At 61.8% G+C, this 20,553-nt stretch carries 11 protein-coding genes, 1 pseudogene and 1 riboswitch; of the genes and pseudogenes, 5 read left to right on the forward strand and 7 right to left on the reverse strand.

Translation table 11 applies throughout. The features are described from left to right. Positions 1-28: 28 nt before the first annotated feature. From C7I85_RS06025 to C7I85_RS06060, 7 genes are all read right to left on the reverse strand, one after another. A complete protein-coding gene (locus tag C7I85_RS06025) occupies positions 29-12,121 on the reverse strand; it encodes an autotransporter-associated beta strand repeat-containing protein (protein ID WP_245444822.1) in 12,093 nt (4,030 codons plus the stop codon). Between the two features lie 720 nt (positions 12,122-12,841). Beyond that, the gene (locus tag C7I85_RS06035; RefSeq protein ID WP_245444823.1) at positions 12,842-13,846 is read right to left on the reverse strand and encodes a 1-aminocyclopropane-1-carboxylate deaminase/D-cysteine desulfhydrase; all 1,005 of its coding nucleotides are present in this window, start codon (positions 13,844-13,846) and stop codon (positions 12,842-12,844) included. A 36-nt stretch (positions 13,847-13,882) separates the two neighbouring features. Further along, positions 13,883-14,569 carry a helix-turn-helix domain-containing protein gene (locus tag C7I85_RS06040; RefSeq protein ID WP_146148838.1) on the reverse strand — a complete coding sequence of 229 codons (687 nt, stop codon included), beginning with the start codon at positions 14,567-14,569 and terminating at the stop codon, positions 13,883-13,885. Positions 14,570-14,581: 12 nt separating this feature from the next. After that, positions 14,582-15,298 (reverse strand): amino acid ABC transporter permease, encoded by a 717-nt coding sequence (locus C7I85_RS06045; RefSeq protein ID WP_106723022.1) that lies wholly within the window; start codon positions 15,296-15,298, stop codon positions 14,582-14,584. Next, positions 15,295-16,002: an amino acid ABC transporter permease gene (locus tag C7I85_RS06050; RefSeq protein ID WP_245444824.1), complete on the reverse strand. Its 708-nt coding sequence runs from the start codon at positions 16,000-16,002 to the stop codon at positions 15,295-15,297. The genes C7I85_RS06045 and C7I85_RS06050 overlap by 4 nt, the downstream gene beginning before the upstream one ends. Positions 16,003-16,071: 69 nt before the next feature. Beyond that, complete coding sequence (locus C7I85_RS06055) at positions 16,072-16,869, reverse strand: transporter substrate-binding domain-containing protein (RefSeq protein ID WP_106723024.1); 798 nt, start codon at positions 16,867-16,869, stop codon at positions 16,072-16,074. Positions 16,870-16,917: 48 nt separating this feature from the next. Further along, a complete protein-coding gene (locus C7I85_RS06060) occupies positions 16,918-17,703 on the reverse strand; it encodes an amino acid ABC transporter ATP-binding protein (protein ID WP_342587290.1) in 786 nt (261 codons plus the stop codon). 263 nt (positions 17,704-17,966) lie between these two features. Here C7I85_RS06060 and C7I85_RS31580 point away from each other — a divergent pair. The 5 genes and pseudogenes from C7I85_RS31580 to C7I85_RS06085 all read left to right on the forward strand — a co-directional run. Next, positions 17,967-18,113, forward strand: a pseudogene (locus tag C7I85_RS31580) (MBL fold metallo-hydrolase); the annotation flags it as partial. Positions 18,114-18,123: 10 nt separating this feature from the next. Beyond that, positions 18,124-18,465 carry an ArsR/SmtB family transcription factor gene (locus C7I85_RS06070; RefSeq protein ID WP_106723109.1) on the forward strand — a complete coding sequence of 114 codons (342 nt, stop codon included), beginning with the start codon at positions 18,124-18,126 and terminating at the stop codon, positions 18,463-18,465. A 4-nt stretch (positions 18,466-18,469) separates the two neighbouring features. Further along, positions 18,470-18,898 carry a YeeE/YedE family protein gene (locus tag C7I85_RS06075; RefSeq protein ID WP_106723026.1) on the forward strand — a complete coding sequence of 143 codons (429 nt, stop codon included), beginning with the start codon at positions 18,470-18,472 and terminating at the stop codon, positions 18,896-18,898. 2 nt (positions 18,899-18,900) lie between these two features. Beyond that, positions 18,901-19,332: a DUF6691 family protein gene (locus tag C7I85_RS06080; RefSeq protein WP_106723027.1), complete on the forward strand. Its 432-nt coding sequence runs from the start codon at positions 18,901-18,903 to the stop codon at positions 19,330-19,332. A gap of 78 nt (positions 19,333-19,410) precedes the next feature. Beyond that, complete coding sequence (locus tag C7I85_RS06085) at positions 19,411-20,193, forward strand: sulfite exporter TauE/SafE family protein (protein WP_106723028.1); 783 nt, start codon at positions 19,411-19,413, stop codon at positions 20,191-20,193. 97 nt (positions 20,194-20,290) lie between these two features. Continuing rightward, positions 20,291-20,502, forward strand: a riboswitch (cobalamin riboswitch). The last annotated feature ends 51 nt before the right edge of the window (positions 20,503-20,553 follow it).

Here is a 20,553-nt window from a genome sequence, read left to right on the forward strand (position 1 = left end):
CGCCGATCCTGTTCGTGCGTGTTGGAGATTACCAGCGCATGCGGAATCCGATCGTGCCGCCTATTGCGTTGCTGTTGCCGAAGTTCTCCAGGCTCGTGTTCAACTGCGCTTCGCCATAGAGCGAATACTTGTCGTCGGCCCAGTTGAGCGTGCCGCCGACGCCGATGCCTCCGTGCAGACGGTCGTTCCGGCTTGAGAACGCGGTGTCGGCAACGTCCACCTTCGACGCGCCCGCAAAGCCATAATAGACATTGGCGATGCCGTAGAGATGCGTGGAGGCCAAGCGTCCTTCCGAGTCCCGCCACTCGACATCATGGTTGACCGCCATGCCGAAGCGGCTGACCAGATTGCGGCTGGTTCGCAGGGAAACGTCGGCGCCAAAGACATCGGTAAAGTCGTCGAACTGCACTGCGGAATAGGACAACTGAGCCTGCGGCGTCAGCGACCAGTTGCCGCCAAGCTCGATCCGCTGTCCCGCTTCGATGCTGAGGCTGTAACCCACGCCGCCATTACCATCCACGAGTTTGCGGCCCGCCGTGGCCGAACGGAGATCGCTGTCGTACCAGGTGACCTGCGCCAGACCGTCCACATAGAAGCCGTTCTCGCCATACCAGGTCAGCGTTGCGCCCAGGCCATAACCAGACGTGTCGATGCTGCCGACGCCGTAAGGCGACCAGACGCTGGACGAGGCGGTGCCATATTGGACGAACAAGCCGCCGACGAAGCGCCCTGCCTCGCTCTGCAGAAGGAGGCCGTCGATACCCGTCTGGAACTTCCAGGTGTTGACGTCATAGTTTGCATTGCTTGTCGAGACATTCGGCTCGAACTTGGCATGCGCGGCCTCGATGCGTGCCCAGATGCCGTTGTTGTTCGTGACCCTGTCTCCCTTCGCATTTGCCTGCGCGCCGTCCTGCCGCGTTCCCCAGACCCGGTTGCCGATGCGCTGCTGCAACGTGCCGGGCTTGTTGAGCTCCTGCAGCGAGCCCGCATAGCTTTCATAAAGCGGCACGCCCGGCTGATAGAGTGGGGTGCCGGGATCGGTTCCGTCGAGCAAGGCCGAACGCAGATACCAGTCCCCGTCGTTCGGGGTGGTCACGCCGCCCTGGTAGAGACGATAGCCATAAGCGCCGGCGACCACGGCCTGTTGGCCTTCGAACACATAGTCGCCATCGAGCATGAAGATGCCGCTGGAGGTACCGGCGACGTCGATGATCTTGATACCCTCGATCGTCTGCGCGCCGAGCCCGCCCCGGTTGCTCACGCTGACCTGCGTCGTGCCCGAGGTCGAGCCTTTGACCACCAGACGACTGGTCGCCGAAGTGTCATCTCCGAGCACCGTCGCAATCTCGAGGCGACCGCCATTGCCGGCATAATCGCCATCTACGGTGAGCGTGCCGATACCACCGAGCCCGGCCGCAATCGTGCCGCTATTGGTGGTCGCGCCGACATGGCCAATGCCTTCCAGCCGCCCACCACTGGCAACCGAAACGCTGCCGCCAAGCACGCCATTCACGACCAGCGTACCAGCACCGACGCTCGCTGAGCCGCTGTAGGCGCTGCTGTCGGCCGTGAGCACGAGGGTGCCGTTACCAGCCTTATTGAAGGCACCGGCACCGGAAAGCGCTCCGTTGAGGGTCAGGTTGGTGTCAGCATCGGTGAGCAATGTGCCGGCACCAGTGAACGTGACCGAGCGATCGCTCGTCATATCCGCCGTCGTGCGTAGCGCGCCGCCATCGAAGGAGAGGCCACCCGCCTGGTCACCCAACGCGGTATCCGCCGCTACCTGCAGCGCGCCGCCCTGGATCAGGGTGCCGCCTGTGTAGGTGTTCACGCCGGTGAGGATCAGCGTACCGAGATCGGACTTCACCAGTTCGGCGGAGCCGGAGAGGACCGACGCGATCGTGGCGGTCATCGCCGTTCCCGCGGATGTGCCGTCGCCTACACGGATACTCGCCTGCGAACCATCAAGCACCAGTTCGCCGCCTTCGATCCGATAGCCATCGACCGCAAACTGCATGCCGGAGGCAGTCACCTGGCCGAGGCTGTTGTCGATCGTGACGGTGCCGGCAGCCGCGGTGAAGATCGCAAACGAGCCGTTTGCATAAGCCGCGTTGATATCGCCGCCGGCATCCGTCCAGTTGTCGTTGCCGAGGCTGTTCTGCCAAGTGCCATCACCGCCGGCGATCTTGTGATCGAACTTGGGCCCGGCATCGCCATCCCAGTAGTTGAGGGTCAGCCCGAAGCCGTTCACAAGGTTGATTTGCCCGCCAACTGAGGTCTGGAGGAACACATCGCTGTCATCCGGCATTGCGCCCAGCGAAAGGCCGTTATTGGTGAGCGTACCGCCATAGTTGATCACGCGGTAAATGCCCGCGCCGAACACGCCACCGGGCGTAACCGATACGTTGAGCGTGCCGCCGAGGGTGAGATCGCCGCCTACATTGATAAGGTCGTTGAAGGCACCGCCTGCAACATTGGCCTCGCCGAATTGCATATTCAGCGACGACCCGCTTGCGAGCGACAGGTCGCCCTTGATCGCGAGAGTGCCGGCCGAAGTTGCAGTGCTTCCCGGGGCAAGTGCTGCGCCATCGGCGATCGAGACATCGCCGCCGATGATGCCGGCACCGCCCAGCGTGGCGCCCGTCGTGACCGTCGTTGTGCCGGTTGCCTCCGACTGGTCACCGTTCACTAGAAGGGTACCGCCGCTGACAGTTGTAACACCCTTGTAGCTATTGGCGCCGGCCAGAATAGTCGTGCCCGTGCCGGCCTGCGTGAACGCGCCGCTGCCCGAAATGACGCCATCGAGATTCAGGGAATTCGAACGGTCTACAACAAGCAGACCCTCGTTGGCGACATTGCCGCTGAGGCCACCGGTTGTGCCACCATTGCCGAGTTGCAGCGTACCCTGGGCAATCGTGGTGCCGCCGGTGTGAACCGCATTGCCCAGCAGGAGCAACGATCCCGCGCCATCCTTGACGAGCGCGCCCGCGCCTGCAACCGCGCCGTCCAGCGTAAGCGTGGTGCCGGCGTCGGTGCGGAGCGTTCCCGTACCCGTCAGCGTCACGTTACGGCTGGAAGTGATATCCGCCGTGGTGTGGAGCGCGCCGCCGTTGAAGGACAGCCCGCCGGATGCCGCGCCGAGATTGGCGTCTGCCGCGACCTGCAGCGTGCCGCCATTGATCGCCGTACCGCCGGTATAGCTGTTGGTTCCGGTGAGGATCAGCGTGCCCATGTCGGATTTGACGAGTTGGGTGTTGCCGGTGAGATCGGATGCGATCGTAGCGGTTATCCCAGCACCGCCCGTGGTGCCGTCACCGACGCGGATCACCGATGAGGCCCCGCCAGCCAGGTTGATCGGGGCTCCTTTGATGAGGTAGCCGTCAGTCAGGAACTGCATGCCTCCCGCACTGACTGTGCCTAGGCTGTCATCGACCGTCACCGTTCCGGTGGCGCCCATGAACACGGCGAAGGCCGCGTCCTCGAACGGCGCGTTGGCGGCGCCGTCCTCGGTCCAGTTGTCGTTGCCGGCGCCACCGGCGTTGGCCTGCCAGTTGCCGTCGCCGCCTTCTATCTTGCCGTTGTTCTTGTTGGCGGGATCTGCACCGTCCCAGTAACGCAGCGCCATCCCGGCAGTGTTGACCAGATTGACCTGATGGTTGATCGATGTCTGGACATAGAAGTTCGATGACGGGATCGTGCCGATCGTCAGCCCGTTGTTCGTCAGCGTGCCGGCATAGTTGATGATGCGGTAGATGCCCGGATCGAAGGTCCCGCCGCCCGAGGTCTGCACATTGAGCGTGCCGCCCAGAACCAAGTCACCGCCGACATTGATAAGGTCGTTGAGCGGACCGCCGGCGACATTGGCCTGACCGAAGCTGTAGTTGAGCGTCGAGCCGCCGTTAAGCGTGAGGTCGCCGTTGATGGTCAGCGTTCCCGGTGCCGTTCCCAGATCACCTGGGTTGATCGCGCCGCCATTGGCAACAACGACGCTGCCGCCGATCGTGCCCTTGCCTCCGAGCGTGCCGCCCGAATTGACGGTGGTGAGCCCCGTCGCTCCCGACTGGTTGCCGTTGATGTAGAGGCTACCGGCATTGATAGTGGTCGTGCCCGTATAGGTGTTGGCGCCGGTCAGCACCGTCTCGCCAGGGCCGTTGTGATTGATGGAGCCTGCGCCAGAGATTGCAGCCGTGAATTTGTAATTGCTGCTGTCATGGTTGAAATTGACTCGCTGGTTGGCCGCGCCAAACGTGACCGAAGCCGCGTCCAGGATGCCCGCATGTGCGGCGGGATTGCCTTCGGCACCGCCGATATTGAGGGCGGCATTGCCGGAACCCATCGCAAGCGTCCCACTGCCGGCCTTGACCACACCGCCATCGGCGATGGTGATCGTACCTGTGCCGGAGGCATTTGAAATGACAAGCGCACCGCTCGTCTCGAAGCGGGAGCCGGCGCCCGTAACGAGCAGATCGGCCGAAGCAGAGTTACTGCCATAGGCGATGTCTGCCGTTCCAGCAGTCACGAGACCGCCATTGGAAACGGTCATCGTGCCCCTGCGGAATTGAAGGGAGTTGACGAAGTCCCACTGCGAGCCTGCTCCCGAGACCGTAACAAGAGCTGCGTATGCCGGCAACGGCGCCACGCCCCCGACAGTGGTCGTCGCACCCGACGAAATCATCTTGCCGCCGTCGAGAATATTAATTGTGGCCAAGCCGGCGGAGCCAAAGGTACTTGCTCCGCTGGTGGTGATCTGCGAGCCGGAGCCGACAACGTTGAGCGTACCGCTGCTCCCGGCTGCGTTCGCCATAGTCAAGCCGGCAAAAGACGCGGAACCTCCGTTGCGCACCGTCAAGGTGCCTGCACTGGTGCTGCCAATAAGGGAAGTGCCTGCCCCCGTGACGAGGTGCGAACCCGTCCCGTCGACGATCATTTCGCCCCCGGCGTTGACCGTGAGGCTGGCCGTCCCGTTGATCTGACCGCCCGACTGCAACACGAGCTTGCCCGTATTTACCGCAGTCGTACCCGCATAGGTGCTGTTCCCAGTCATCGTCAGCGTGCCGGCGCCATTCTGGGTCAGCGTACCGGTGCCGGAAACGGAACCGGCAAAAAGGAGGGCATTCGAGCGGTTGAAGATGAGCGCGCCGTTATCGACAATGTTGCCGATGATGCTACCGCTAGTGCCACCATTGCCGACCTGCAGCGTGCCGGCTGCGATCGTCGTGCCGCCCGTGTGCGTGGCGTCACCGGTGAGCACCAATATGCCCGTGCCGCTCTTGGTGAGCGCGCCGCCGCCGCCGACTGGGCCAGAAAGCGTCAGGGTCGTGCCCGCATCGGTAAGCAGGGTTCCCGCGCCCGCCAGCTTCACGGCCCTGCCTGTCGTGATGTTCGCCGTAGTGTTGAGAGTGCCGCCGTCGAAGCTCAGGCCGCCCGCCGCGGCGCCAAGATTGCCGTCGCTGGCGATCCTCACGGTGCCGCCATTGATCGCGGTGCCGCCCATGTAGGTATTGGTTCCGCTCAGTACCAGGGTGCCGGCATCGGTCTTGACCAGCTTTGAATTGCCGGTCAGCACCGAGTCGATTGTGGCCGTCATGCCCGCGCCGGCCACAGTGCCATCGCCGACCCGAATGATCGACTCCAGTCCGACCAGGGCCAGCGAATCGCCGTTGATAAGATAGCCGCCAGTGGCGAATTGCATGCCCGAAGCCCCGACCGCGCCGAGGCTGTTGTCCACCGTCACGATGCCAGCTGCGCCCGAGAAGATCGCAAAGCCATCGTCGGCGTAGCCGGCATTGATGGTGCCGTCCGAATTCGTCCAGTTGTTGTTGCCGGCATGGGCCTGCCAGAAGCCATCGCCGCCGTCTATCTTGCCGTTGTTCTTGTTGGTGGCATCGGCACCGTCCCAAAAGTTGAGCGCCAGCCCCGCGGAATTGACAAGATTGACCTGGCCGCCGACCGAGGTCTGGACAGTGACATTGCTGCCCGTCGGCATTGTGCCAAGCGAAAGCCCGTTATCGGTGAGCGTGCCGTCATAGTTGAATACGCGGTAGATGCCTGCACCGAAAACGCCGCCCGAAGGTACCGAGACGTTGATCGTTCCGTCGAGGACGAGATTGCCCCCGACATTGACAAGATCATTCAGCGCGCCGCCCGCCATGTCGGCCTGGCCGAATTGGAAGTTTAGCTGCGTGCCGGACGATAGGTTCAAATTGCCGTTGATCGTCAACGTGCCGGTGCTGTTGCTGCCTGGTGCCAGCGTCGAGCCATTGGCCATGACGACATCGCCGCCGATTACACCCGTGCCGCCCAAGGTCGCGCCGGAGGCAACGCTTGTGAGTCCTGTGGCCGCCGACTGGTCGCCATTCACAAAGAGTGTACCAGCATTGACGTTCGTCGCGCCGGTATAGCTGTTGTTGCCGGTCAGCGTCAGCGTGCCGCCGCCAATCTGGTTGACTGCACCGGTACCCGAGATGAGCCCCCCGAAGCTCACATTGTCAGACCGGTTGAATGCCAGCGCTGCATTGTTGACGACATCCCCGACAATGCTGCCTGTCGTGCCGCCATTGCCGATCTGCAACGTACCATTCGTGATCGTGGTCCCACCGGTATAGGTGTTGGTCCCCGTGAGGATGGTCGTGCCGGTTCCAATCTGCGAGAGTTTGCCGCTGCCCGAAACGACGTTGCCGAATGTGTAGCTGTCGGAACGATTGAAGGCCAGGATGCCGTCATCGACGATATTGCCAATGACGCTGCCGCTGGCGCCGCCATTGCCAAGCTGCAGCGTGCCGTTGGTGATGGTCGTGCCGCCGGTGTAAGTGTGATTGGCCGTCAGGACGGTCGTGCCGGACCCAGCCTGTTCGACCTTGCCGGTCCCAGAAATCACGCCGTTGTAGGTGTAGACGTCGGAACGATCGAAGGCGAGCGTGCCACCGTTGATCACGTTGCTGACGATCGAGCCCGTGGTTCCGCCATTGCCGATCTTCAGCTTGCCGGCGTTAATGACGGTATAGCCGGTATAAGTATTGTTGCCCGTCAGCGCCCAGGTGCCGCTGTCGTTCTTGGCAAGAGTGGTCACGCCGGTTCCGGCATTGCCAATCGAGCCGGCAAGTGTGTTGTTGCCGGCATTGGTGCCGCCCAGCGCGATGGTGCGATCCTGGTTGGCGCCGGCCAAGGTCACCGGCCCGGTGTCGGTGAAGACGATCGCGCCCGTGCCGGAGGATTCGATAAAGGTTACGCCCGCAGAAAGCGTGAACAACCGGTTGGTTGTGTCGCCCGAACCGGTATAGCGCAGCGTCGAGCCGTTGCCGATCACCAGATTGGACGCGGCTGCCGAAGAAGCGCCAAGGCTGCTGGCGAGCCCGCCGTCCGCTAGCTTATCCACACCGAGCACGCCGCCGTTGATCGTCGTGACGCCGGTGTACGTGCTGGCCGGATTGGTAAGAATCCAGGTGCCGGTGCCGGTCTTGGTGAGCGAGGTCACACCGGTGCCGTTGTTGGTGATCTGCGCGGCCAGCTTGTTGTCGGCGGTGTTCGTGCCCGTCAGCGTGAGCGTCTGGGCGGTGTTGGCCGAGGCGAAGGTAATCGCTGCGTTGCTGGTGAAGTTGATCGCACCGGTGCCCGAGGCATCGAGCGCATTGCCACCGCTGGCGCCGAGCGTGAAACGGCGATCGGTACTGCCACCGGTGCCGACATAGCTCAAAGCACCGCCGTTGATCACCAGATTGCTTGCCGCCGCGCTCGAAGCGCCGATCGAACTGGCCTGACCGCCATCGGCAAGGCAAGTCACCTCGAGTGTGCCGCCATTAATCGTCGTGGAGCCGCTGTAGTCCGTGTCACATCCGCTGAGCCGCTGGATTTGGGTCCCGCCCTTGATGAGATTGCCGGTTCCCGTGATCTTGCCGGCAAAGGTTACCCCGGCCGTACTGTTGCCATTCGTAAGCGTGAGGTTGGCGCCGTTAAGATTGACGACACCGCCGGTCGCGCCGCCACCCTGCAGATAGGCAACGCTGGTATTGTAGCCTGCGAGGTCGAGCGTCACTCCAGCCGTGTTGTTCAGGACCATCGCCGCGGCGGCGCCAAACGCCTGTGAGGAACCTGCCCGCAACGTGCCGCCGGTGATCGTGGTCGCGCCCGTGTAAGTGTTCGAGCCCGACAATATCAGCGTACCGGCGCCGTCCTTGCGCAAGGCGCCGGCGCCGACAACCTGACCGCTGAATGTCAGCGTCGTCGCGGCATTCGATACGCTGATAGCGCCGGTGTTCGCCTGAAGCGTGAAGCCACGATCCGTGGCGGTGGTGCCACCCGTATAGGTCAGTGTGCCGCTATTGAAGACCAGATTGGCCGAAGCGTTGGTTGCAGCGCCGATGCCGCTCGCGACGCCGCCATTGGCTAGGCAGTCGACGCTGAGCGAGCCTCCCGAAATCGTCGTGGCGCCGGTATAGTTATTGTTGCAGCCGCTCAACACCTGCGTGTAGCCACCGCTGCGGGTATAGCCTCCGGTACCGGTGATCCTGCCGGTGAACGTGCCATTGCCGCCAGACGTGGTGAAGGTATTGGAGCCGAGATCGACGGTGCCACCGCCGATGAGCGAGGCAGCAGTGATATTGAAGCCGCCAAGTTCGAGCGTACCGCCACTATTGACGGTCATATAGCGGTTTCCGGGACCGAAGGCCTGCGTCGAGCCCGCGCGCAGCGTACCGGCATCAACGACCGTGTCGCCCGCATAGGTGTTGGCGCCAGACAGCACCAGCGTGCCTGCTCCCTCCTTGGTCAGGCCGCCTGCGCCCAGCGCAGTGCCGCTGATGGTCAATGTCGTGCCGGCCTGGGCAACATCTATGCGACCGCCGCCAGTCCCAAGCGTGAAGCCGCGATCGATCGCCACGTTGCCGCCCGTATATTGCAGACGGCCACCGGCACTCAGCACGAGATTGGCGGCATCGCTGCCCGCCGCGCCGATGCCGCTGGCGCCCCCTCCATTAGCGAGGGTATTCACCGAAAGAGTGCTGGCATAGCCGCTGCCACTTCCGGTAACCGTCGTGACGCCGACGTAGTTATTGGCCGAATTCGAGAGAACCAGCGTGCCCCAACCGGTTTTGGTCAGGCCGGCATCGTCCGGGCTTGTCACCAATCCGGAAAACTCGACCGTCCTCCAGGTGTTGACCTCGATCGTTGGGTCACCTGCACCGCCATTGACCAGGGTGAAGCCGCGATCAGTTTTGGCGTCGGCGCCGCCAGTATAGGCAAGAGTGCCGCTTTCGAGGACAAGATTGGACGCGTCCGTTGAAGCCGCGCCGATGCTGCTCGCGAACCCGGCGTTGGCGAGGCTGGTAATTTGCAGCCTGCCGCCGCTCAGGGTCGTAGCGCCGGTATAGGTGTTGGCGCCACTTAGCGTGACGGTGCCACTACCGGCCTTCGTGAACCCGGTTGCGCCGCCATTGTCGACGATTGTCGAGGCGATTGTGAAATTGCCGCCGCCATTCTGCTGCAGGCCAAGGATGCCTCCGCCGGCACTGCCGGTGATTGATCCGCCGGTGATCGTCTGGTTGTTGTTGCCGACAGTCGCGGCGACAATGATGGTGCCATCGATGCCGAGCTTCTGGCCTGAACCGATTGTGAACGTCGATGCCGCTGCCTGCGTGTAGCGCAGGCCGCCAAGCTGAACGCTACCGTTCACCGTGTTGTAGAAGCTTCCAGCATGACCGTCATCGTCGGTGATGAACTGGCCGTTTGCCCAGAGGCTGGCGTTATCCTGCCCCGTATAATCGGAAGCCGCGAAAGCGGTGATTTTGCCGCTGACGACCTTGGCATAGTCGCTGCCATTGACCGTAGCCCAGCCGCCGAGCACCGTGCTGGTTGTGGTGATGCTGCCGCTGGTAGGCAGCGTGAAATCGATGAGGCCGCCCGTGCGGTTGATCGCACCGAGATTGAGGGTCAGGCTGCCGCCCGTGCCAGAAGTGGCGCCGATCCTGTTGTTGCCTGCAGCAACGTTCACGCCACTGAAGGTCTGAGTGTTCGCCTTGCCTGCGGCTCCCGTGACGGTCAACACGCCGCCGACCATGTTCAGTGTCGATGCGCTTGACAGAATGTCGCTTGTCGGTGCGCCGGAAGCGGAAAAGTCGAGCACGACCGCGCCGCCGTTGATGGTGGTGGAGCCTGTATAGGTGTTGGCGCCGCTGAGCGTCAGCGTGCCCGTGCCACGCTTCAGAAGGTCGCCACTGCCGGTGATGCTGCCGCCATAGCTGGAGTTCGTCGAACCGTTCACGGTAATGGTCGCGTCATTCAGCGCGACGCTGCCACCGGTTCCGGAGAGGGAGGTAAAGGTCGTGTCGAAGCCATTGAGGTCGAGCTTGCCGCCATTGACGATCGCGCCGTTGGGGGTGCTGAAGGCTTGTGCATTGCCCGCTACAAGCGTGCCGCTGTCCACCCTCACGGTGCCCGTATAGGTGTTGGCACCGGTCAGCAGCCAGGTGCCGGAGCCGTTGGAAACGAGGCCGCCGTTGCCGGAAATGACGCCCGACACGGTGTTGGTGCCCGTGAAGCTTCCTCCCAGCGTCAGCGTGTTGGTGCCGGTGGCCGCGAGCCCAACCCCGCCGCTCAGTGCCAGTGATCCCGTGCCGTCATTGGCAAGAACCGCACTGCCTTGGAGTGCGAAATCGCGGTTGCTGCTGTCGCCCGTACCGGTATAGGCCAGCGTTCCATTGCTGATGGAGACATTGCCGTTGGCACCCGTGCCCAATGCACTGGCGGTGCCGACATCCTTCAGAGTGTTCGCCCGAACCGTAACGTTCTGGATCGCAGCCACCCCGCCAAAGGTGTTGGACCCGGTTACCGTTACACTGCGGTTCGTACCACCGCCGCTAAAGACGACGCCGACCCCATTGACGTTGCTGCTGATGGTGCCAAGCAGTTCAAGATCGGCCGTAGCTGCGGTAAAGACGACGTTTCGGACCGAAATACTGGAATTCGTATGTGCGCTGGCGATGTCGCCGGTGAGCGTGAGGATGCCGGTGCCCTGGTTGGTAATGCCGGATGTCCCGTATTGCCACGACCCCAGTCGCCAGTTGCGATTTGAACTGTCGCCGGTGCCGGTATAGACGGCGTATGCCGAAGTGGAACTGCCCACTCCAAGGGAGATTGTACCGCTGGCTGCGTCCGTCGGTGCGCCGAGCGCGCTCGCGGTTCCCACGTCGCCAATCGATGTGAAGGTAAGTGTGCCACCGTTAACGACAGCGGTCGCGCCGGTATAGTTGTTGACGTTGTTATTGAGCGTGACGTTGCCATTGACGTTCAGTCCGCCGGCGCCGGTGAAGCGCGCAGAGCCCACGCCAGCGCCGGCGATCGTAGCCTGCCCGCCCGACAGGGTAACCACGCGGCTGCTGCTCAGCGCCCCGGAGCTGTTCAGTCCCGCTCCGGCGGCCAGCGTCACGCCATTGCTCGCGGCGCCGAGCGCCGCATCGCCGTTTACAACCAAAGTTCCGGCGGTGACGTTGATGCCACCGCTGAACGTGTTGACACCATTAAGCCTGAGGACCCCCGCCAGGGACTTGGTGAGGCCGGCCGTACCGCCGATGACGGAATCGATTGTAACTCCGGTGTTGGTCCCGATTGTCGAAATGGTCGGGTTCGCGCCCGCCAAGGTCAGCGTTCCGCCCGTCAGGATATAGCCCGGCGTCTCGAAGGTGAGGCTGTTGACGGTAATCGGTGATGTCAAAGTCACCGTCCCGGCGGTCGTGCCTCCGAAGATCGCATTATCGAACGCGCTGTTGTTCCAAGCCGAATAGGGGCCACTGACGCCGTCGCCGTTCGGGCTCCAGAAAGCCGAAGTCAGGTTCCAGGTTCCAGAGCCGCCGCGCCCGACCGCCGTTCCGTTGGGATCCCAGTACCGATCCGCCGCCGCAGCGGCGCCGATCGCCAGGACTGACGCGAGTGAAAGAGGCAGGGCGCGGGATGACATCCAGCCGACGATCTCGGCGACGTTCGGCGCATAGCTAGCTGCCTGGCCCTTCCATTTGGTCATGCGGCCGCCACGCATCACATGCCTCCATGCAGAAGCGCCACGTGATGTTGCCGACGATATGTTCGGCTGCTGCTTTTCCTTCAGAGTGCCGGCGACCGAGACGTCCTGCATGGCCCTAATTCCTCTTTCAAATTCCGTCTGCAAGCAGGAGATCGCCATTCATCGGCGCCCTCGAGGTCGACACGTATCGTGGCAAACAGCCGTTCATGGCTGATGCCGGATTGTCTCTGCGGCGTGGCTAGTGCGCCAGGCAACGTTCGGCCGGCGAAGCCGGCTGAGCGCTAGATAGCGACAACGGTAATGCGATCCGTAGTGGCGATCCGCCCCGGTAGGGGATCGCGCTTCTCCCGCTCGTTGAATTTGGGAAACAGCAGCCGAGCCATCAGCCGTGGCTGTCTAGAAATGACGTCAAACAGCGTCGAACGCTGCGATCTGATCGCACCGAGCATAAAGGCCCCCTCGTAGTAACGATCACCCGAGACGGCATACGGGTCTTTTGGGCATCTCGTCGGAATTCCGCCAGGCTCCGACGCCGCATCGATACCCAACCGAATCCATCCCGGCTGATTCATACACGGGGATGAATGCACATTCTGATGGACGTGTATTTCATAATAGTCCGGCGAATATCAGAAAATTCCGCTCGCCCACGTCCGGACGCAAAACGCTCACCGTCTTGCCTACTCTTTCGTTAGCAAAAACAGGGTCATAGCGCCTTATAGTGGGCGTAGCGGAAGCGGTCGAAAAAATGCTGCTCAAGCGGATATTACTGTTTCCGGATGCTGCCGAAGAACTGCAAGCATCGCGCAGTTCTTCGGGATCGCCGCGATATCAGCCGATCGACTTGAACATGCCGAACTGTGAAAACAGAGAGGGTGTGCCGCCTGTGTGGATGAGACAAGCCGGCTCGTCCTCGGGAATGTGGCCACGCACGGCGAGGTCAACGAAGCCAGCAAAGGTCTTGGCCGTATAGACGTGCTCGATCAGGATGCCTTCGGTGCGCGCCAGCGAAATGATGGCCTGTTCGGATTGCGGCGTCGGCTGGCCGTAGCCGTCGCCCAGATAGTCCATGTGATAGTGGACAGGAACGTTTTCGAGATCGGGAACAGTCAGTCCGGTATGGCGGCGCAAATCGTCATAGATCCGGTTGACACGCGCAGCTAATTCGGCCTGGCCATACTCGACGCTGACCAGATGCACTTCGAACGGGCTGCCGAGTAGCGCATTGCCGAAAATGAAGCCGGCTTCCGTCGGCCCCATCGAACCAGCAAGAAATACGTGCCGTAGCGGCTTTTCCTCTCGGAGGACCTGATCATGCATTTCGGCGGCGGCAACGACATATCCAAGCGCGCCGACGACCGCATCGCCAACAATGTACGGCACGCGACCCTGGGCGGCCAACTCGGCGGCTGCCTTCAAGATCGCTTCACCGCGCTGTTGTTCGCTCACTGGCCCGAGGTAACGCACTTCCGCGCCGAACAACTTGTTCAGGAAGGATCTCTGGCGGTTTGTTTCGTTGTCAGCGGAATTGTGGAAGACGATGCAATCGAAGCCAGTCATCGCAGCGGCCGCTGCAGTGAGGCGGCAAAGATTCGACATTGCGCCACCCGCTACCAGAAGCACGTCAGCGCCCGCGCGCTTTGCGGCCCCCAGCCAGAACTCGAGGCTGCGCAGCTTGTTGCCGCCAAGCGCGATTTCCATGAGATCGTCGCGCTTCATGTAGAGCCCAGGGCGCTCTAGCTTGGCCTCGAGATAGCCGAGGCGCTGCAAGGGTGTGGGCATGTGCAGCAGGGTATGTCTTGGGTCGCGCAGCAGCGCGCTTGCTCTGTCCGGCATGAAGGCAGTCCGCTTATTCCAATTTTCTGATGGTACTTACTGGGGTGATCGGGCTTTGCGGACTTGATCGATGTAGTTGTAGATCGAGTATTTCGAGACATTCAGGCTGTTCGAAACGATCTCGACCGCACCCTTCACGCGAAACACGCCTCTGTCTTCAAGCCGCCGAACGATTTCGAGCCGATATTCCTTGCCCGAGACACTTCTGGTGCCGTTTCGGCTCTCGAATGTCTCGGCGATGATCGACTCGACGATCTGGCCGATATCTTCCTCGCCGCCCGTTTCGGTCGCGCGGGGCTGCTCGTCGATGCCGCAAAAGGTCTGAAGCACATCGATGCTGGAGATCAGATGTTCGATGCAAAAATCGATCTTCAGCACACCGATCTGGTCGCCGGTGGCCGGCTCGCTGATCATCGTCAGCGACGAACTCAGCCGCCGCCCATCCGGTGTGGTGGACGTGAACATGATGCGGCCGGAATTGATCCGGTTGGCCTGGTTGAGCTTTTCAAGGATCGGCGGCGCCAGACGCGAGCCTATCGGGACATCCATGACGGTACCGGAGACGGCAATCAGTCGGGCCGACCCCTCGCGCATGTCGTATAGCGACACCTGGCAATTGGTGCCGAACTGGGCGACCAGCGTATCCATGAGCAGGACGAAGGGCTGGAACGTCCGGTCGCCTTGCGGCTCAGGTGAATTCGTATCTCTCTTCTCTTTCGGCACGACCCGCTCCCCCTATGCCCTGACCATCCGCCCATTCTTCGACCGCTCTTCGAGCCGCCCGACAATCATCAGGACGGGGAAACAGAAGGCGAAGTAAAGGGCGCCTGCCAGGAAATATATATAGAGAATATCACCGGGAAACCGGACGATCGAGATATCGGCCTGCCGCATAAGCTCGACGATACCGACCACTGAGACGATCGACGTGGCCTTGATCAGCGTGACATAGACGCCGCCGAGTGCGGGCAGGATCAGCCCGATGGACTGCGGCAGGATGATGAGCCGCAGCGTTTTGAGCCGGTTGAAACCGAGCGCGAACGCGCCCTCCCATTGCCCGCGCGGAATGGCGCGAATGGCCCCGCTGACGATCTCGGTCACATAGCTCGACGTGTAGATGCCGAGGCTCACGAAGGCGGCTGTCTGCGAGTCCCACTGGAGCCAGGAGTAGCCGGTGTTGGGCAGCACGAAATAGATCACATAGAGCTGAACCAGAAAGGGTGTGCCGCGCAGGAGATGGAGGTAGGCGCCGATCAGAGGCGTCGCAACGCGGATATGCTGGCCGCGAAGAATGCCCAGCGTACCGCCAAGGAATGAGCCCCAGAGGATGCCGACCAGGGCAAGCTTGAGCGTCTCCACGAAACCCTTGAGCAGCGCAGGCATCACCGCGGCGGCGATCTTCCAGTAATGGGCCAGATCGGCGCCCAGAAAATCGAGAAATTGTCCGATCATGCTGGTACCCTCCAACCGCGCCCTGCCAGACGGTCCTCGACCAGTCGCGACAGGAAAAGCACCAGCAGATAGATGACGAAATAGATCGCGGCGATGGTCAGGAATGCTTCGTTCGGGCGGACGCGATCGCTGTTTAGCAGCATGCCAGCGCTGACGAGATCGAAAACCGTGATCAGCGACAGAAGCGAGGTGTCCTTGATCAGGATGGCTGTCTGCCCGAGGAGGGCGGGAATGATGTTCACGATGCCTTGCGGCAGGATGACATAGCGATATTGCTGGAAGGTCGTCATGCCGACGGCAATCGCACCCTCCCTCTGGCCGCTCGGCACGGAAAGCAATCCGGAGCGGATGATCTCCGCCATATAGGCGCCAGTGTGCATGGTCAGCGCGATGATGCCGAGGAATATCTCGGGAAGCCGCCCCATCGACGGAAAGACCGCAGGCAGACCGAAATAGACGATGTAGATCTGCAACAAGAGCGGCGTTGATCGGATGATCTGGATGTATGCCGCTGCCGGATGGGACAGAAACCGCCGGCCTGAGATTCTCATCAAGGCAAGGGCAAGGCCGAAGACAAGCGAGAGGACGAGCGCGGAGGCTGCTGCAGTGACCGTGTGGCCAATGCCCCTCGCGAACTCATCAACATATTGGCCGACAATCCGGAAGTTGTATGCGGACTGGATGGCGCTGACGAAATCTTCCACGACCCCTCCCATGCGAGCATCGAGGCTTCGGGCCGCATAGCGTGCCGCCCGAAGCTTGAGGCAAAGGCTTTACTTGTGATCCTTTTCCCAGGCGGTGGTGTTCCACCAATAGTCCAGCAGCCTGTCGAGCTTGCGGTCGGCCGTGATCAGATCGATGTAGTTGTCCATCCAGAACTTGAGCTGGATGTTTTCCTTGCGGGTGGCAAATGCCAGCGGTTCGCGCGTGATGACGCCGTCAAGAACCTTCAGGTTGTCGAAGCTGGTCGAATAGGCTGCGACGTTGCTGACGCTGGAGACGCCGGCATCGACGCGGCCCGACGCCACCGCCTGGGCCGAGGCCGGACCGCTGGCGAATTCCTTGGCCGTCGCGTTCGGCATGAACTCCTTGATGGCAACGATGTAGGTTCCGCCCTGCGTGCCGCCGACGCTCACGCCGGCAGTGTTCAGGTCTTCCCACTTGGTGAAAGGCTTGTCCTTGGCCGTAAACGCGATCGTGTCCTGATAGAAGAATGGCTTGGAGAACAGCAGTGCGGCGGTGCGCTCCGGCGTCGGCGTCATGTCGGCTGCGATGATATCGAACTTATCGGCCAAGAGAGCCGGGATCAGGCCCTTCCAGTCATAATCCTGGATGACGAGCTTCACGTTGAGGTCCTTCGCCATCATGGTGACGAGGTCGATGGCAAGCCCCGTGCGGTCGCCATTCTTGTCAATGAAGCTTACCGGCTCGCCCTGCGTCTGGACGCCGACCCGCAGCTCGCCGCGCTGCAGAATCCTGTCCATGATGTCCTCGGCATGGGCCGCCGTAGACGCTGCGATTGCGGTGGCAGCAACGACCGCTGTTGCTATCGACTTCAGAATTCGTCTCATTGATTTTTCCTCCCACTTGAGACAACTCAGCGCCGGCTAAAGACGACGCTATCCAACGAGCGAAAGAAACTTTCGCGTCCGTTCACTCTGCGCATTGCGAAACACCTGCTCGGGCGTCCCCATCTCGACGATCGCGCCTGCGTCCATGAAAACCACCCGGTCGGCCACTTCGCGCGCGAAATGCATCTCATGCGTCACCACGACCATGGTCATGCCTTCGCCAGCGAGTTCGCGCATCAGGTCGAGGACACCGCCAACCGTCTCGGGATCGAGCGCCGAGGTGGCCTCGTCGAACAGCATGACCTGCGGGTTCATCGCCAGGGCGCGCGCAATCGCCACGCGCTGCTGCTGGCCGCCGGAGAGCTGCGAGGGATAATTGTTCGCGCGCTCCAGCATTCCGACCTTGGCGAGAAACTTCCCGGCATTCGCCTCGGCCTCGGCGCGCGAGCGCCGCTTGACCGCGACCTGCGGGAGGATGACGTTTTCCATCGCCGTCTTGTGAAGGAAGAGGTTGAAGTGCTGGAACACCATGCCGACCTTCGACCGAAAGGCCGGCAGGTCCGTAGCCTTGTTGGTCACGACGTCGCCGTTCACGACGATGGTGCCGGAATCGATCTTCTCCAGGGCGTTGATCGTGCGCAGCAAGGTGCTCTTGCCCGAGCCCGAAGGGCCGATGATGACCACCACCTCGCCCGATTTCACCGTCAGGGATACATCGTCCAGCGCAACTATGCCGGCGCTGTTCGCCGTCGCCGGATAGCGCTTCTTCACTGACTTTATGTCGATCGAAATCGCTCCCGGACTTTGTCCAGGCGCGGCAATGGCAGCGCTCAAGTCGATTCCCCCAGGCCCGTCCATTCGGGCGAGGGCAACCTATCGAAGCGCAATTGCGGATGTCAAACTTTTTTTATTCTAAAAATTTTTTGTAATTGGTGAAAATCGAAAACCGGTCACAACGGTTTCCCCATTGAACGGATCGCCTTGAAGCCTCGCTTTGGCTGAAGTGGGTTTGTTGCTTCTACGATGGTCAGGCCTCAGGCGACCCAACAGACACTTTCAAATTAGTTATTGCAAAAAATTGCAATCATATATATCTAACTGTCAGCGAGCAAACGCTGCCGATGCCGAAACTCATCCTGCACGCGCTGCAGATCAACATCAACGGAGGCCGTCTGCCCGAGCCAGAAGCGAACGGCAGGCGCTATCTGAAATTCCCGCTAGACGCGCTCCAGGGAGCAAATTGGGGTAGTGAAGATGACCAAGCAGAACGCCCCAGCAATCGCCGATCTGCTCGAACGCGCCGGAGAAGCTTCGGATTTTCTCAAGAAACTGGCGAACCCGCACAGATTGATGATCGTCTGCGCCCTTGTCGAGGGCGAGCGTTCGGTGCGCCAGTTGGAAGACAGCCTCGGTATCAGACAGCCGGGGCTTTCCCAGCAGATTGCCGAACTACGCGATGCCGGACTGATCGTCGGGCGAAAGGAATCGAAGTCCGTCTTCTATCGGCTCGCCGACGAGCGCGTAAGTGCAACCGTAACCCTGCTCTACCGCATGTTCTGCGATCCGAACGCGGAAACTGCATCGATCGAAAGCTAAGGAAATGACCGAATTCACTCCAGTTGCCTCCACCATCGGCGGCGTCCTGATCGGCCTCTCGGCCGTTCTGCTGATGGCTTGGGAAGGGCGTATCGCGGGCATCAGCGGCATTGCAGGCCGCCTGTTGCCGCCATATCTCGACGGCGCCTTCCTGTCCCGTCTTGCCTTTGTCCTGGGGCTCGTCGGCGCGCCGCTTCTTTATACAGTCGCAACCGGCCACGGCGTGTTTCAGAGCGTTTCTTCCAACCTGCCATTGATGGTCGTCGCCGGCCTGTTGGTCGGTTTCGGCTCGGTCTATGGCAACGGCTGCACCAGCGGCCACAGCGTTTGCGGCCTGTCGCGGCTGTCGGTCCGATCGCTCGTGGCGACACTCACATTCATGGCGACCGCCTTCGTGACCGTATTCATCGTGCGGCATATTCTGGGAGCCTGACCATGTCGTTCATCGTCAATCTCGTGCTTGGCCTGTTGTTCGGCATCGGACTGGTCGTGTCGGGCATGTCCAATCCGGCAAAGGTCCTGAACTTCCTCGACCTGTTCGGTACCTGGGACCCCTCGCTCGCCTTCGTGATGGGAGGGGCCGTCATCACGGCCTTTCTCGGCTACCGTATCGTCTTCAAGCGGCCGAAGCCCGTGGCAAGCGCATCGTTCCATCTCCCGGCAAGCAGCGCCATTGACCGCCGCCTGCTGATCGGACCAGCCATCTTCGGTATCGGTTGGGGGCTCGGCGGCTTCTGCCCCGGACCGGCGCTTACTGCCACGACCCTTGGTGCCGCCGGTGCCTACGCATTTCTGCCGATGATGTTCCTCGGCATGTGGCTGGCACGCATGGCGGCCGCAAGGAAGAGCGCTGCCGCAGCGGCGTGACTCTTCGGCCGGATCCGACCTCGTCGGTCCGGCCACCCACTCACAAACGTCTGACAACCAAATCGGAAGGTCGGGACCATGTTTATGGAACCCGTTCAATATGCTTTGGGCGCGCTTTCGGGCGGCCTCGTGGGCATGACCCTCGGCCTCTTTGGCGGCGGTGGCTCGATCCTCGCCGTGCCACTGATGATCTATCTCGTTGGTGTCCCCAGTGCCCATCTCGCCATCGGCACCAGCGCGGTTTCGGTAGCCGTGAATGCCGTCACGGGGTTGGCCAGCCACGCCCGCAACGGCACCGTCAAATGGCGCTGCGCGGCCATTTTTAGCGTCGCCGGAGTGCTCGGCGCCTTCTTCGGCTCCTCGCTCGGCAAGGCGCTGGACGGCCGCCACCTGCTGCTGCTGTTCGCCGGGCTGATGCTCGTCGTCGGCGCGTTGATGTTCCGCCGGCGCCAGGATGTAGGCGATCCGGCCGCAGCCTGCACCCGCGACAACGCGCCCAAGGTTCTGGGCTTTGGCGGCGGCACCGGCCTTTTGTCGGGTTTCTTCGGCATCGGGGGCGGGTTCCTGATCGTTCCAGGTCTCGTCGCGTCGACAGGTATGCCGATGATCAACGCCATCGGCTCGTCTCTGGTCGCCGTCACCGCCTTCGGCATGACGACTGCCATATCCTATGCGCTATCCGGCATGGTCGATTGGCCGCTCGCCTTCGTCTTTATCGTCGGCGGCATTGTCGGTGGCCTCGGCGGGTCGCGCGCAGCCCTGTTGCTGGAGAAGCGCAAGGGCGCGCTCAACATGTTGTTCGCGCTGATGATCGTAGTCGTCGCAGGCTACATGGTCTGGCGCAACCTCCAGGGCGCTTAGTGGCACTTTAGGAGAAGGCGGCTCATGGCTTGCGCTCCCGCTGTTAAGACATCGAGTGACCGATCATCTATCTCTTGACGCTGATTGCGCCGAGATCTACCAGATATAGCGTCATGGTTCTCACGAGTCGTTTCGGCTCGGGAGCTAAGAGGGAAGCCGGTGCCCCAGCATTGGGAAAGCCGGCGCTGCCCCCGCAACTGTAAGCAGTGAGCTTGCGTCGAGTTACGCCACTGGCGCTTTTAGCGCCGGGAAGGCCGACGAAAGCGACGACCTGCGAGCCAGGAGACCTGCCTTGACGGAATGATCGAACCTCGGGCGGGGTGCCCCGGCGGTGCGCTTGCAGCCGCGCGGCTTACGCCG

The sequence above is a fragment of the Pseudaminobacter soli (ex Li et al. 2025) genome (assembly GCF_003012705.1).
Taxonomy (GTDB): domain Bacteria; phylum Pseudomonadota; class Alphaproteobacteria; order Rhizobiales; family Rhizobiaceae; genus Pseudaminobacter; species Pseudaminobacter soli.